Genomic DNA, 13,143 nt, shown 5'->3' with positions numbered 1-13,143 from the left:
ACGAGGCGGAGGGCGGCCGTCGCGCGGCTTCAGGCCCGTGGGTACTTGGCCAGCCACCCCGGTGACGACCCCGCGGGCCCGTGCAGTGCCGGGCCCTGGGTCATCTCCATGGCGAAGTCGTCGGCGAGTTCGAGGATCGTGGGGCGGCCCTCCAGCTCGGCCAGCCAGGCCGGGGGCAGGGCCGTCTCGCCGTGCAGGGCGCCCAGCAGGCCGCCGGTGAGGGCGCCCGCGGCGGCGGAGGGCCCGTCGTGGTTCACGGCGAGGCACAGCCCGTGCCGGACGTCCTCGCCCACCAGGGCGCAGTACACGGCCGCCGCGAGCAGCCCGTCCGCCGAACCGTCGGCCGCCAGCTCCTCCACCCGCGCCGGGGTGGGCATGCCCTGCCGTACGGCGCCCAGCGCGTGCTGCAACGCGTCCGACACGGGCTCGTGCCCCGGCCGCAGGGCGAGCAGGGCCCGCGCCCGCTGCACGGCCCCGTCCAGGCTCTCCCCGCAGGCGAGTCCGTGCACGATCACCGCGTACGCGCCCGCCGACAGGTAGGCGACGGGGTGACCGTGGGTCTGCGTGGCGCACTCCACGGCGAGCTGCACGACGAGCTGCGGCTCCCAGCCGACGAGCAGCCCGAAGGGCGCGGAACGGGCGGCGGCCTCGGGGCCGAGCTCGGCGGCGTTCTTCGGCGCCTCCAGGGTGCCCATGACGTCGTCACCGAGGGCCAGCAACAGGCCCCGCGTCGGCTCCCGGCGGGCGTACAGCCACTCCTCGCGGGCCAGCCAGCCGTCCTCCTTGCGGCGCTCGTCGGGTCCCCAGTCCCGCTGCGTGGCGGCCCAGCGCAGATACGCCCGGTGCAGGTCGGTGGGCGGATGCCAGGCGCCGGTGTCCCGTCTGACCTGGGCTCTTATCAGCCCGTCGACGGAGAACAGGGTCAGCTGGGTGAGATGGCTGACGGCACCGCGCCGCCCGTATCCGAACCCGAGGTCGAGAAGCCCCTCGGGACCGTACTGCTCCTTGATCTCGTCCAGCCCGAGCGCGTCGACCGGCGCACCCAGGGCGTCCCCGACGGCTGCCCCGAGCAGTGTGCCGCGCACCCGGCTTCGGAAGTCCTGCTGTTCGGTACGGCCCCAGACGGCGCCGGCTGTCGCACCCACCAAGACCTCCCCCACCCGACCGTCCGTACGACAGTTCGTCACTGTAATCGACCGGGGACGATCGGTTCAGGGGGCGGAATGGTATGCGAGGTGTGACCGAAGTGGGCGGGAGTGGTCGGTTGTCACCCGTACCAGGTGACATTGCAGATATATACGCAGGCATGGCGTGGCACGGCCAGAAAGCTGATGAAGCCCCGTCCGCCGAGGATGTCGAACTCACGCAGGCCGCCCTCCTTGTCCAGCGGCCTGCCGACCCTCACAGCGTCATGGCCGTGCAGCAAGTTCGGTGGCGAGCCGTTCCACCTCCGCCACCACGCCCGGCGGCAGACCTCCGGTGATGTACTCGGCGCTCGGGTTGTAGTCCCATGCCCACTCCGTCACAGGCCCGCCTCTGCCTCAGCAGCCTCCCGGATCGCGCGGATCTCGGCGATGGCCTCGGCCGGGTCCCGCTCCCCCGCGTCGACGACGTGCTCCAGCTCATGCAGCCGCGCGGCGCGTTGTGGATGCCGTTCGATCGCCACGAAGACGGCCCATGAGTGCACGAAGGCTCGCAGGGGGGCGAGGCTCTGCGTCTGCTGGGCGTTCGTCGTGGCCTCGAAAAGGTGCTGTGTGAGGGCCGGGATCCGGCTTGGCGCAATGCGCGCAACGGCGGCCCGCAGCGCGTCCGGGGTCAGCTCGGGCATGGGGATCAGCGGTCCGTACGGGCCGTCGGTCTGGGCGCTCACAGTGGCCTCCGGGCGGGTGGCTCGGTCCTTGTACGGTACCGGCAGAGACGGTGCAGCGGGGCTCGGGCGGCGCTGGTCACGAGACTCACCTCAAGGTCTCTACGCTGCCGCACCGACCCGGCGACAGTCCCGGCAGCGGCCCGGCTGTGGGGAGCGGAACGCTCGGTCGCAGCCTTCGCAGGTCTGCAGCGGGGCCGGCCGGGCCGGGGCCGGACCGGGTGCCGGGGCGGTGAGGGGTGGCGGGAGCAGCGCTGCCAGGCGGTGGGCCAGGAATGCCGCCGGATTCAGGATGGGGTCCTGGGGCAGGCCGTTCGTGAGCGTGCGCTGTACGGCCGTGGGCGGTACGCCCCGCTCCAGCCAGTCGGAGACGGCCGGGGCCAGGCGGTGTACGTCACGCTCGGACAGCAGCAGACGGGAATCGTAGGCGCGCAGGCCGGCGAGCACGTCGGTGGCGGCGGCACGGGGCGTGCCCGTCGCCTCCGGGCGGGGCGGCGGCGCCGGGCGGGAGGCGGGCTGCGCGGCTGCCCGGACCGCCGTGCTGCGGCCCGGCCTGTTGTACGAGATCGTCCGGGTCACGACTCGGCCCGATTGAAGACGCTCCTTGGTGCGAGCCAGGTATCCGTGCGCCTCCAGCTCCCGCAGGGCCGCGGCGATCCGGATCTCCCCTTCGGGGAACTTCGCTGCGAGGGTCTTGATCCCGATCGGGGTCCGCGCCGGGAGCGACTGGATGTGGACCGCCAGGCCGATCGCCGTCAGGGACAGCTCCGGGTGCTGGGCGAGGTGGTTTCCGACCACGACGAACTGATCGTGGTGGGGTTCGGTGACGTGCTCGACGCCTCCGGCGGAATGGCCGGACTTGGCGGGCGCGGGCGCGCTAGGGTGCTGTTCAGTCATCGGGAAGGTCCGTTCTTCCTCGGTGTCAGGCCCTCGCACTGGGATGCCAGTCCCGGCGGGGGCCGTTTCATGTGTGCGGTTGTCTCTGAGGGTGACGCTGCACCATCGACTCCCTTCCGCGCCAGTCGAGTTGACGATGTTCACTCCCGCGGGTGATCGACGGGGGCGGTGGGGGTGGGTTGGTTCTTTTCCCGGTTCTTTGGTTCTTGGCGTCGGGAACGACCGGGTCACGACTTCCCGCGATCCGGGGTCAGTTCGGCCCACACGGTCTTGCAGTTGGCGGGCGACTCGGCCACGCCCCAGCGGTCGGCGTACGCGGCCACGATCAGCAGGCCCCGGCCCGACTCCACGTGGTCGCCCACCGCGTCCTTGACCTGCGGGATCCGGTCACCTCGGGCATCGGTGACCTCGATGCGCAGGGTGCCTTCGGTGTGGAGCAGCAGCCTGAGCCGGAAGTCCCGGCCGGGGACGCGCCCGTGCAGTACGGCGTTGGACGCCAGCTCGGCGACGACGGGTACGGCGCCCTCGAAGCGGCTGTTCCAGTCGTCCAGTTGGCGTTCCGCGAGCAGCCGGGCCAGTCGAGCACCTCTTCGAGTCGCGGACAGCTGAACCGCGAAGTGGTGCGGGGCGGAGGTGACTTGGGCGACTGATTTCGGACTCATGTCACTTAGCGTGGCCAGCCGTTCCTACGCTGAACAGCAACGACCCGGGTACGGAACGTGACTGTCCGGGTGCGGGGACGGGTCGTACGGCTCGTACGTCGGGAGGGACGCCGGTGGAGGACGAGGAGGCCGAGGCCGTACTCAGGACGGTCGGACGGCAGATCAAGATGTGGCGGGAAGCCGCCGGGAAGAAGCAGGGCGAGCTCGGTGCCGCCATCGGGTACGGCGAGGAGATGGTCTCGTCCGTGGAGCGAGGGCGGCGCATTCCGAAGCCCGACTTCCTGGAGAAGGCCGACGAGGTGCTCGGGGCGGGCGGGAAGCTCTCCGCGATGAAGGAGGACGTGGAGAGGGCCCGGTATCCGAAGAAGGTGCGGGATCTGGCGAAGTTGGAGGACGAGGCGGTCGAGTTGGGGGCCTACGCCAACCACAACATGCACGGCCTCCTTCAGACCGAGGAATACGCGCGCGTGCTGTACGCCATGCGGCGGCCCTCGTACACGGATGAGGAGATCGACCGTCATGTCGCCGCACGGATGGCACGCCAGCGCATCTTCGAGCATGTCCCCGCGCCCCTGCTCAGCTTCGTCCAGGAAGAGGCGACACTGCGGCGACCCATCGGCGGCAGAATGGTGCTGCGACGACAACTCGAACACCTGTTGGAGATCAGTGTGTTGAGACATGTCGAGATCCAGGTCATGCCGACGGACCGGGAAGACCACGCGGGCATGGGCGGACCTCTTCAACTGCTGAAGCTCCGGACAGGAAAGACACTGGGGCACTCAGAGGCCCAACTGCACAGCCGCGTCATCAGCGATCCCCGGGAAGTCCAAATCCTGGAAATGCGCTATGGGATCATCCGGGCGCAGGCTCTCACCCCCCGGGAGTCGCTGGCCTTCATCGAGAAAGTCCTGGGAGAAGAGACATGAAGCCCGACCTGGAGTGGTTCAAGAGCAGCTACAGCAGCAACGACGGCCCCGAGTGCGTCGAGGTCGCCATATCCCCCACCGACACCACCATCCACATCCGCGACTCCAAGAACCGCGGCGGCGCCCACCTCGCCTTCGCCGACAGCGTCTGGGCCGAGTTCGTCAAGCAGATGCCCACGCGCTCGTGAGCGGCGGCGAGCAGGCACGGCAGGCCGCCGCCGTCTTCGACGCGCTGGGCCTCGACTACGAGAAGGCGTTCGCGCACTCCGAGGAGCACCGGGCGTCGTTGGCGTGGCTCACCGGACGGCTCGCGCCCGGCAGCCGGGTGCTGGACGTCGGCAGCGGGACGGGGCGGCCCACGGCCGAGACGCTCGCCGCGGCGGGCCATGACGTGCTGGGGATCGACGCGTCCCCGGTCATGGTGGACCTGGCCACCCGGCAGGTGCCGGACGCCGCTTTCCGGCACGCCGACATCGCCGAAGTCCCGCTCGATGACGGCTCGTTCGACGCGGTCTGCGTGTACTTCTCCCTGCTGCAGATGTCCCGCCCCGCGCAGGAGGCCCTCGTGCGGCGGCTGGCGCGGGTGCTGCGGCCGGGCGGCAGCATGGTGCTCGCGACCGTGCCCGTGGACGCGGAGGACGTCGAGGTCGTGTTCATGGTGCAGGCGGTACGGGCGACGAGCTTCGCGGCCGACGACTTCACCGGCATGGTCGCCCGGGCGGGGCTGACGGTGCTGTCCGCGCGGGACGTGCTGTTCACTCCTGATCACCCCGGTGCGGGGCCCGAGCCCCATCTGTTCCTGCGGTGCGTGCGGGAGTAGCGGAGCCCTCCCGCAGTCTGCTCAGCACGGCCGCCCGCTGATCAGCGGCCCAGGTGTACGACGGCCTGCGCTCCAGCACCCGGTCCAGCTCGGCGAGGGCCTCCTCGTAGCGGCCGAGGTTGGCCAGCGAGGCGCCCCGGCTGGCGCGGGCCGAGCCGTACCCGGGTTCCAGGGCGAGCGCGTGGTCGTAGTCGGCGAGGGCCTCCTCGTCGCGGCCGGCGACGCGCAGGGCGTCACCGCGTTCGCAGCGGACCCAGGCCCAGTCGGGGTCCACGGCCACCGCCAGGTCGAGGTCGGCGAGCTGCCGCGCGGGGTCTCCGAGGGCGCGGTGCACCCGGGCCCGGCGTACCAGCGCCCAGGGGTAGTCCGGCTTGAGTTCCACGGCCCGGTCGAGATCCGTGAGCGCCTCGGCGTACTCCCGGCGGCTGAGGCGGGTGGCGCCGCGGGAGGCCAGCGCGAAGGCGTCGGCGGGGTTCAGGGCGAGCGCCCGGTCCAGGTCGCGGATCGCCTCGTCGTGGTGGTCCAGGGCACGGTGGTACTCACCGCGCAGGGCGAGGCTGCGGGGGTCGTCGGGGGCCAGTTCGAGGGCACGGTCGAGGCGGGCGACGGCCGCGCGCACGTCGCCGGCGAGGTCGTGGGCCATGGCACTGGCGCGGTAGGCGCGGGCCGCGGCGGCCGGGGCGAGGTGGACCCGCCAGTCGGCGTCGGACATCTCGTTCGCCCAGGGATGGTCGGCCAGGGCCACCGAGTGCGCCGCCTCCTGGGTGTGCTGGTCCTGCGGCACCAGGTGCGACGGCTCCACGTCCTCGTCCTGCGGATCGGGCTGCGGCGTCGCAGTGGGCCCGCCCGGGGCACCTCCCTGCCGGGCCTCATCGGGCGGCCCGTCACCGGGCGAACCCGGCCTGGTGGCCGCCGCACCGGGCCGACGGGGACGCTCCCTGTACAGCACACCCCCGGTACCGGCCGGTACGGACGGCCCCGGGGAAGCCGCGGCGGCGGCCGTGCCCCACTCCGTGCCGGACGCCGTGGCGCCCGCCACCGGCCAGGCGGCCGGCACCCCCGGCCCGGCGGCCACCGGCGCGCCGTACGCCGCCGGCTCCGCGGACGCCGACGCCGGCTCGAACCCCGTGGCCCGCAGCACCAGATCGAGTGCCGCGGGCGGCCCGCCGGCGTCGAGCGCCGCCGCCAGCCGCTGTCCCCACCGGGTCACCGCCCAGGTCTCGGCGTCCGCCCCGGCCTCCACCAGGACCCGCGCCCACCGCTCGGCGGCGGACTCGCCCTGCTCGCAGGCGTCGACGACGTCCCCGAGCACGCTCGTCAGCGCCGACCGCTGCCCCGCGCACAGCAGGTGGTACAGCTCCGCCAGCCGAAGCTCCCGCCACGTCTCGTCCGCCCACCGCTCCTCGACGCTCCGTCCGGCTTCCGCCTCCGAGCGCCACTCCCGGAACACCGAGGCGAGCGCCTGCTGACGGGCCGCCCAGGTCCGGGGCGCCTGCCGCCGCTGCAACCGCAGCATCGGCGCCCGTACGACGTCGTGGTACCGGACCAGGCCGCCCCGCTCGCTGACGAACGGCAGTCCCCGCAACCAGGCGTACAGCCCGTCCAGTTCGGCGTCGGCGAGGCCCACGACCGCCCGGAACACGTCGGCGTCCAGACGCCGTGGCAGCGCGCAGGCCAGGGCGACCGACCGTCGTACCGGATCCGCCTCCCGCTTGAGGAACCACTCGACGGCCGTGGCGCTGGGGTCGCCTACGTCGGCCGGATCGGCGGGCCGGCTCTCGGCGAGGGTCGACACGAGCACCGGCAGACCACCGGTGAGGCGCAGCACCTCCCAGACGACCGGTTCGGCCACCACTCCCTTTCCGGCGAGCAGGTCCCGTGTCTCCGACTCCGTGAACGGCAGCAGGGGCAGGTCGGTCATGAAGTCGCCGAAGGCGCCCCAGCGGGCCGCGTCGAAGGGGAGCTGTCCGGCCGTCACCACGACGACGGTGGCGGGCAGCGGGCCGTACCGCTCGGAGGTCATCACGGTGTGCAGCCACCGGTCGAGGAACCGGCCGGTGCGCTCGTAGGTGTCGAAGAACAGCACGATCCAGGGCGCGGCGGACGCGGCCTGGGAGAGTTCCTCCAGCAGCACCGGGGTGAGCACGCCCTCGGGGGCGAGCACGAGCCGCGCGTCCTCGTGGGTGCGGAAGCGGGCGCCGAGCCCGGACCGCAACCGCTCGGCACCCTCGGCGAGTTGGGTCGGATCGAGGGCGCCCGCGAAGGCGCCGATGCCCGGGACCATGCCCAGCCCCACCAGCCCGGCCCGGGCCACGGCCATGCTGCCCGCCGAGGGTCCGGGCTGCTGCCCCGGCTGCTCCGACTGCGCCGTCAACGCGGCCAGTTCCGCTTCGTGCAGGCGCTCCCGGTGTGCCGTCAGCAGCCGGTCCAGGTCCTTCAGCCGCCTGCCCTGCGCGGCGAACTGCCGGCTGACCGCCTCCAGCACCTCCGGCACGCTTCCCGCACCCTCGTCCACGTACGCCGTCAACGCCCCGCGTTCCCGGGCGATCTGCTCCAGCTCACGGAGCAGGAAGGATTTTCCGACACCGGCGTTGCCGTGCACGTGGAACAGGAAACGGTGCCGCTCGTCCTCCGGCGGGATGTCCAAGTTGGCCCGGAACGCGGCACGTTCGGCGCCCCGGCCCACGAAACCGGCACGACTGCGCCGGCCGATCAGCTCCTGCATCGACGGCCGCGCCTGCCCCACGCGTGGATCCTCCCGCTCGTCTGTGTTGCGCCCATTCTGGCTCAATGCCTATGGGGGGTGCCGGTCCCCCGGGGAAGATGACCATCATGCCTACGACACCCCCACGCACCGCCCTGCATCTGGCCGCGACCCTGCTCACCGCGAGCGTCGCCCTCTACACGGCCCTCGTCGCCTTCGGGAACATCACCGACTTCGGCACCAACCAGCAGTTCGTGCGGCATGTGCTGGCGATGGACACCACGTTCAAGGACGAGGACCAGATGTGGAGAGCCATCACCAGCAAGGGCCTGGCGGACGCGGCGTACGTCGCGATCATCGCCTGGGAGACGGTCGCCGCCCTCGTGCTCATATACGGCACCTGGCTGTGGTTCCGCCGCGACGACCCGCGCGCCCGGCGCTTCTCCACCTACGGTCTGCTGATGCTGATGCTGCTGTTCGGCGGCGGGTTCATCGCGATCGGCGGTGAGTGGTTCGCCATGTGGCAGTCCGGGGACTGGAACGGACTGGACGCGGCGACGCGGGTGTTCCTGTTCAGCGGCCTGGTGCTGATCGTCAACCACCTGCCGTTCGGACAGGTGCGGCAGACCGACGCCTGACCCGGGTCAGTGGCGCAGGGCCCCCTTCTGGAGCGACTCCAGGGGCCCTGCCGAGAACCGCAAGCGGGCTCCTACTCGACCACGACCACCTGCGTACCCGTCTCGCCGAACGCCCACAACGCGTCCCCGTCGGCCGTACGCATCCGCACCCCGCCGGTCTGCCTGCCCTCGGCGGGCGGGGGCGAGGAGCCGTCCACGGCGTTGGAGAAGGCGATGGAGATCCCGGACTTCGCGGCGAAGTAGACGATGTTCTCGATCTCCACGCCGTCCGAGCCCGTGGTCGCCTCGTTGCGCGAGGACACCTGGTAGGTGCCGGGGTCCGGGCTCACCGTGCCCGGCCAGACGGCGAAGGTCCGACGGGCCGCGTCGCTCGCGTCGACCAGCCAGACGCGCTTGCCGCCGAGGGAGTAGACGATCCTGCGGCCGCTGCCCGAGTCGTCCGGGACGGCGGCGGGGGCGGCGGACTTCGACGGGGCGGGGCTCGCGCCCGGGGTCGCCGACGCGCTCGGGCGGGCCGCCGCGGCCGTGGGGTGCGGCCCCTTGTCGGCCTGCACGGCCAGGACGGCGACGGCGGCTATCGCTCCCACCGTCAGACCGGTCACCCAGACCTTGGGAGCAGGCACGGGCACGCATCTCCTCAGCTACGGGACCCCTCCACCGGGGGTCGGATCATCGTACCGACCCCCGCGAGGCGCCCTCCCTCAGTCCAGTACCGGCAGCAGCTCCGGCAGGTGCCCGTCCGAGGCCGCCGCCGCGCGCTGCCGCTCGCTCGGCACCTCGCCGTACAGGGTCGTGCGGGGCCGGGCGGGGCGGCCGGCCGCCTCGGCGACCGCCACCAGGTCGCGTACCGACTTGTAGGAGCCGTACGACGAGCCCGCCATCCGCGAGATCGTCTCCTCCATCAGGGTGCCGCCCAGGTCGTTGGCCCCGGAGCGGAGCATCTCGGCCGCGCCCTCCGCGCCGAGCTTGACCCAGCTGGTCTGGATGTTGGGGATGTGCGGGTGCAGCAGGAGACGCGCCATCGCCGTCACGGCCCGGTTGTCCCGGGTCGTCGGACCGGGGCGCGCGATGCCCGCCAGGTACACCGGCGCGTTGGTGTGGATGAACGGCAGCGTCACGAACTCGGTGAAGCCGCCCGTGCGTTGCTGGATGCCGGCCAGGGTGCGCAGGTGGCCGAGCCAGTGGCGGGGCTGGTCGACGTGGCCGTACATCATGGTCGAGCTCGACCGGATGCCGAGTTCGTGCGCGGTCGTGACCACCTCGATCCAGGTCGCCGTCGGCAACTTGCCCTTGGTGAGGACCCAGCGGACCTCGTCGTCGAGGATCTCGGCGGCGGTCCCGGGAATCGAGTCCAGGCCCGCCTCCTTCGCCGCCGTCAGCCACTCCCTGATCGACATGCCGGTGCGGGTGGCGCCGTTGACGACCTCCATCGGGGAGAAGGCGTGGACGTGCATGCCGGGCACCCGGGACTTCACCGCCCGCGCGATGTCGAAGTACGCCGTTCCCGGCAGGTCCGGGTGGATGCCGCCCTGCATGCAGACCTCCACCGCGCCCACGTCCCAGGCCTGCTGGGCCCGGTCGGCGACCTGGTCCAGGGACAGGGTGTAGGCGTCGGCGTCGGTGCGGCGCTGGGCGAAGGCGCAGAAGCGGCAGCCGGTGTAGCAGACGTTGGTGAAGTTGATGTTGCGGGTGACGATGTACGTGACGTCGTCGCCGACCGCCGACTTGCGCACGTCGTCCGCCACCGCGCACAGCGCGTCCAGCGCCGGGCCGTCCGCGTGCAGCAGCGCCAGCGCCTCCTCGTCGGTGAGCCGGGTCGGGTCGTCGGCGGCGACCCGCAGCGCCTGGCGCACGTCCGTGTCGATGCGCTCCGGCGCCATGCCGGGCGCCGCGGCCTCGCGCAGGGCGCCCCAGTCGCCGTACACCTCGTCGAAGTCGTCGCGCCGGTCGGACGTACGGCCCTCGGTGTCGATGGTGGTGTGCAGGTCCGTACGACCGGAGGCGACGAAGGCCTCCTCGGGCTCCTGCCACGGGTGCCCCTCGACCACCGCGTCCGGGACGGCGAGGCCCGTCTCCGGATCGGCGAGACCTCCCACGTGCGGGCGCAGCCTCGGGTCCAGCCAGGGCTCGCCGCGCCGCACGAACTCCGGGTAGACGCAGAGACGTTCACGCAGCTCGAAGCCGGCCGCCGCCGAGCGCTCGGCCAGCTCCTCGATCTGCGGCCAGGGACGCTCGGGGTTGACGTGGTCGATGGTCAGCGGAGAGACGCCGCCCCAGTCGTCGATGCCGGCCGCGATCAGCCGTTCGTACTCGCTGTCGACCAGGTTGGGCGGGGCCTGGAGGCAGGCGCTCGGGCCCATGATGTGCCGGGCGACGGCCACCGTGGCGACCAGCTCGTCCAGCTCCGCGTCCGGCATGCCGCGCATCGCGGTGTCCGGCTTGGCGCGGAAGTTCTGGATGATCAGTTCCTGGATGCCGTGGTACGCCCGGGAGACCTTCCGCAGCGCGAAGAGGGAGTCCGCGCGTTCCTCGTACGTCTCGCCGATCCCGATCAGGATCCCGGAGGTGAAGGGGACGGAGGAACGGCCGGCGTCCTCCAGCACCCGCAGCCGGACGGCGGGTTCCTTGTCCGGGGAGCCGTGGTGCGGGCCGCCGGGCTCGGACCACAAGCGGGTCGCGGTCGTCTCCAGCATCATGCCCATGGACGGGGCGACGGGCTTGAGCCGCTGGAAGTCGGTCCAGCTCATGACGCCCGGGTTGAGGTGGGGCAGCAGTCCCGTCTCCTCCAGGATGCGGATGGAGACGGCGCGGACGTAGGCGATCGTGTCGTCGTAGCCGTGCGCGTCGAGCCACTCCCGGGCCTCGGGCCAGCGGTCCTCGGGCTTGTCGCCGAGGGTGATGAGGGCTTCCTTGCAGCCGAGGGCCGCGCCCTTGCGGGCGATGTCGAGGACCTCGTCCGGCGACATGAACATCCCGTGTCCGGTGCGGCGCAGCTTGCCGGGGACGGTGACGAACGTGCAGTAGTGGCACTTGTCCCGGCACAGCCGGGTGAGCGGGATGAAGACGCTCTTCGAGTAGGTGATGACGCCGGGCCGGCCGGCCGCCCGCAGGCCCGCGTCGCGCACCCGGCCGGCGGAGGTCACGAGGTCGTCGAGGGCCTCGCCGCGGGCCTGCAGCAGCACGGCCGCCTCGGAGACGTCGAGGGCGACGCCGTCCCGGGCGCGCTTGAGGGCGCGACGCATGGAGTTCTCGGTCGGGCCGGTGCCGCCGGGGCGGTCGGTGGGGCCGGTTCCGGAGGTCGCGGAGGTCGTCATCCTTCGAGCATACGATCGCCCTGATCAGCCTCGGGTGGCCCGGTCAGTGGAAGGCCAGCCACCCGATGCCCAGGGCGCAGGTGAGGCCGGCGGCGGTCACGGCGGCCGGCCGGTTGCGGTGCAGCGCGAACCAGACGAGCGCCGCGGTCACCAGCACGGCGGTGGTGCCGATCGCGCCGCGCACCAGCCCCCGGCTGTAGCCGTACTCTTCGAAATGCCGTGCCAGCCAGGCGAACCAGACGATGCGCAGCGTGATCTCCCCCTTGTTCGGTCGTCTGTTCGGTCGTCCCCTCAGGGAAGATACCCGGCGCACGCGTCCAGTGCCGTCAGCACCTCCGCCTCCCCCGCCGGCGGCAACTGCACCACGACCTCCTCGATCCCGAGGTCCGCGTAGTGGGCGAGCTTGCCGGGGTTGGGATACACGGCGTACGGCACCACCTGGAGCGCCTCGGGGTCGCGTCCGGCGTCCGCCCAGACCTCCCGCAGCCGGGGAAGACTTTCGGACAGTCCGCGCCCGCCGATCGGCAGCCACCCGTCGGCGTACTCGCTGATGTGCGCGAACAGCTTCGGACCGGCGGCTCCGCCGATGAGGGTGCGCGGACCGTTGACCTTCGGCCCGCGCGGTTTCTGCACCGGCTTGGGGTAGGCGAAGCTGGCCCGTACGGAACCGAACTCGCCGTCGTACGCGGTGGGTTCGTCCGCCCACAGCGCACGCATCAGGGCCATCCGGTCCCGGACGAGTTCGCGGCGCGCGGCCCAGTCGACGCCGTGGTCGGCCGCTTCCTCGACGTTCCAGCCGAAGCCGAGGCCGAGCGTGAACCGTCCGCCCGACAGGTGGTCCAGGGTCGCGATCTGCTTGGCCAGGTCGATCGGGTCGTGCTGGGCGACGAGTGTGATGCCGGTGCCGAGGCCGAGGCGTTCGGTGACGGCGGCGGCCTGGCCGAGCGCGACGAAGGGGTCGAGGGTACGGCCGTACTCGGGCGACAGGTCCCCGCCGGCCGGGTAGGGGGTGGTCCGCTCGACCGGGATGTGGGTGTGCTCGGGCAGGTACAGACCGGCGAATCCCCGCTGCTCCAGCTCACGGGCGAGCCGGGTCGGGGTGATCGTCTCGTCGGTGAGGAAGATCGTGACGGAGATACGCATGCCTGCATCTGTACCGCGCGGACGCCACGATGTCCATACCGACTGGTCGGCACAGGATGGTTCCCGGCTCCGGGCGCCTTACGCTCTCCTGCCGATTGTCCGCCGATTGCCTTCCCTTGCACGGCAGTTCACGGCTGAATACGAGAGTTGCACGCATCGCCACCGCACCACC

Annotated in this window: 13 protein-coding genes; 4 read left to right on the top strand and 9 right to left on the bottom strand. The window is 72.2% G+C overall.

Translation table 11 applies throughout. The features are described 5' to 3' along the window. Nucleotides 1-29: 29 nt before the first annotated feature. The 4 genes from ACFYNL_RS27010 to ACFYNL_RS26995 all read right to left on the bottom strand — a co-directional run bounded on the left by ACFYNL_RS27010 (nt 30) and on the right by ACFYNL_RS26995 (nt 3,426). On the bottom strand, nt 30-1,145 hold the full coding sequence (locus tag ACFYNL_RS27010; protein WP_388807591.1) for an ADP-ribosylglycohydrolase family protein: 1,116 nt from the start codon (nt 1,143-1,145) through the stop codon (nt 30-32). A 377-nt stretch (nt 1,146-1,522) separates the two neighbouring features. After that, on the bottom strand, nt 1,523-1,870 hold the full coding sequence (locus tag ACFYNL_RS27005) for a DUF6247 family protein (RefSeq protein ID WP_388807589.1): 348 nt from the start codon (nt 1,868-1,870) through the stop codon (nt 1,523-1,525). Between the two features lie 99 nt (nt 1,871-1,969). Further along, complete coding sequence (locus tag ACFYNL_RS27000) at nt 1,970-2,764, bottom strand: helix-turn-helix domain-containing protein (RefSeq protein WP_388807587.1); 795 nt, start codon at nt 2,762-2,764, stop codon at nt 1,970-1,972. A 227-nt stretch (nt 2,765-2,991) separates the two neighbouring features. Then, on the bottom strand, nt 2,992-3,426 hold the full coding sequence (locus ACFYNL_RS26995) for an ATP-binding protein (protein WP_388807586.1): 435 nt from the start codon (nt 3,424-3,426) through the stop codon (nt 2,992-2,994). A gap of 113 nt (nt 3,427-3,539) precedes the next feature. Here ACFYNL_RS26995 and ACFYNL_RS26990 point away from each other — a divergent pair, with 113 nt between their 5' ends. The 3 genes from ACFYNL_RS26990 to ACFYNL_RS26980 are packed head-to-tail and all read left to right on the top strand — an operon-like array spanning nt 3,540 to nt 5,172. After that, a complete protein-coding gene (locus ACFYNL_RS26990) occupies nt 3,540-4,352 on the top strand; it encodes a helix-turn-helix domain-containing protein (RefSeq protein WP_388807584.1) in 813 nt (270 codons plus the stop codon). Beyond that, nucleotides 4,349-4,540, top strand: a complete 192-nt coding sequence (locus tag ACFYNL_RS26985) for a DUF397 domain-containing protein (RefSeq protein ID WP_388807582.1) — start codon at nt 4,349-4,351, stop codon at nt 4,538-4,540. Before ACFYNL_RS26990 ends, ACFYNL_RS26985 begins: the two co-directional genes overlap by 4 nt. Continuing rightward, entirely contained in the window at nt 4,537-5,172 is a 636-nt protein-coding gene (locus ACFYNL_RS26980) for a class I SAM-dependent methyltransferase (protein ID WP_388807581.1), read from the top strand. The genes ACFYNL_RS26985 and ACFYNL_RS26980 overlap by 4 nt, the downstream gene beginning before the upstream one ends. Here the strand turns inward: ACFYNL_RS26980 and ACFYNL_RS26975 are convergent. Next, a complete protein-coding gene (locus ACFYNL_RS26975; protein WP_388807969.1) occupies nt 5,108-7,897 on the bottom strand; it encodes an AAA family ATPase in 2,790 nt (929 codons plus the stop codon). The two genes, ACFYNL_RS26980 and ACFYNL_RS26975, sit on opposite strands and share 65 nt — an antisense overlap. A 107-nt stretch (nt 7,898-8,004) precedes the next feature. On the opposite strand from ACFYNL_RS26975, the gene ACFYNL_RS26970 reads away from it, so the two are divergent. After that, nucleotides 8,005-8,514 carry a DUF2165 domain-containing protein gene (locus tag ACFYNL_RS26970; RefSeq protein WP_388807580.1) on the top strand — a complete coding sequence of 170 codons (510 nt, stop codon included), beginning with the start codon at nt 8,005-8,007 and terminating at the stop codon, nt 8,512-8,514. Nucleotides 8,515-8,585: 71 nt separating this feature from the next. Here ACFYNL_RS26970 and ACFYNL_RS26965 read toward each other — a convergent pair whose 3' ends face one another. From ACFYNL_RS26965 to ACFYNL_RS26950, 4 genes are all read right to left on the bottom strand, one after another. Beyond that, entirely contained in the window at nt 8,586-9,137 is a 552-nt protein-coding gene (locus tag ACFYNL_RS26965) for a hypothetical protein (protein ID WP_388807579.1), read from the bottom strand. Between the two features lie 78 nt (nt 9,138-9,215). Beyond that, the gene (locus ACFYNL_RS26960; protein WP_388807577.1) at nt 9,216-11,828 is read right to left on the bottom strand and encodes a bifunctional FO biosynthesis protein CofGH; all 2,613 of its coding nucleotides are present in this window, start codon (nt 11,826-11,828) and stop codon (nt 9,216-9,218) included. Nucleotides 11,829-11,871: 43 nt separating this feature from the next. Further along, entirely contained in the window at nt 11,872-12,141 is a 270-nt protein-coding gene (locus ACFYNL_RS26955; RefSeq protein ID WP_388807576.1) for a hypothetical protein, read from the bottom strand. Continuing rightward, on the bottom strand, nt 12,120-12,971 hold the full coding sequence (locus ACFYNL_RS26950) for an LLM class F420-dependent oxidoreductase (RefSeq protein WP_388807575.1): 852 nt from the start codon (nt 12,969-12,971) through the stop codon (nt 12,120-12,122). The genes ACFYNL_RS26955 and ACFYNL_RS26950 overlap by 22 nt, the downstream gene beginning before the upstream one ends. Between the last annotated feature and the right edge of the window lie 172 nt (nt 12,972-13,143).

It is taken from the genome of Streptomyces sp. NPDC007808 (assembly GCF_042868655.1).
Classification (GTDB): domain Bacteria; phylum Actinomycetota; class Actinomycetes; order Streptomycetales; family Streptomycetaceae; genus Streptomyces.
This window is presented reverse-complemented; position numbering and strand designations above follow the sequence as displayed.

Coding starts and splice junctions, on each gene's coding strand:
- ACFYNL_RS26995 (WP_388807586.1), bottom strand. CDS start 3,426: ATGAGTCCGAAATCAGTCGCCCAAGTCACCTCCGCCCCGCACCACTTC.
- ACFYNL_RS26975 (WP_388807969.1), bottom strand. CDS start 7,897: ATGCAGGAGCTGATCGGCCGGCGCAGTCGTGCCGGTTTCGTGGGCCGG.
- ACFYNL_RS26960 (WP_388807577.1), bottom strand. CDS start 11,828: ATGACGACCTCCGCGACCTCCGGAACCGGCCCCACCGACCGCCCCGGC.
- ACFYNL_RS27000 (WP_388807587.1), bottom strand. CDS start 2,764: ATGACTGAACAGCACCCTAGCGCGCCCGCGCCCGCCAAGTCCGGCCAT.
- ACFYNL_RS26970 (WP_388807580.1), top strand. CDS start 8,005: ATGCCTACGACACCCCCACGCACCGCCCTGCATCTGGCCGCGACCCTG.
- ACFYNL_RS26985 (WP_388807582.1), top strand. CDS start 4,349: ATGAAGCCCGACCTGGAGTGGTTCAAGAGCAGCTACAGCAGCAACGAC.
- ACFYNL_RS26950 (WP_388807575.1), bottom strand. CDS start 12,971: ATGCGTATCTCCGTCACGATCTTCCTCACCGACGAGACGATCACCCCG.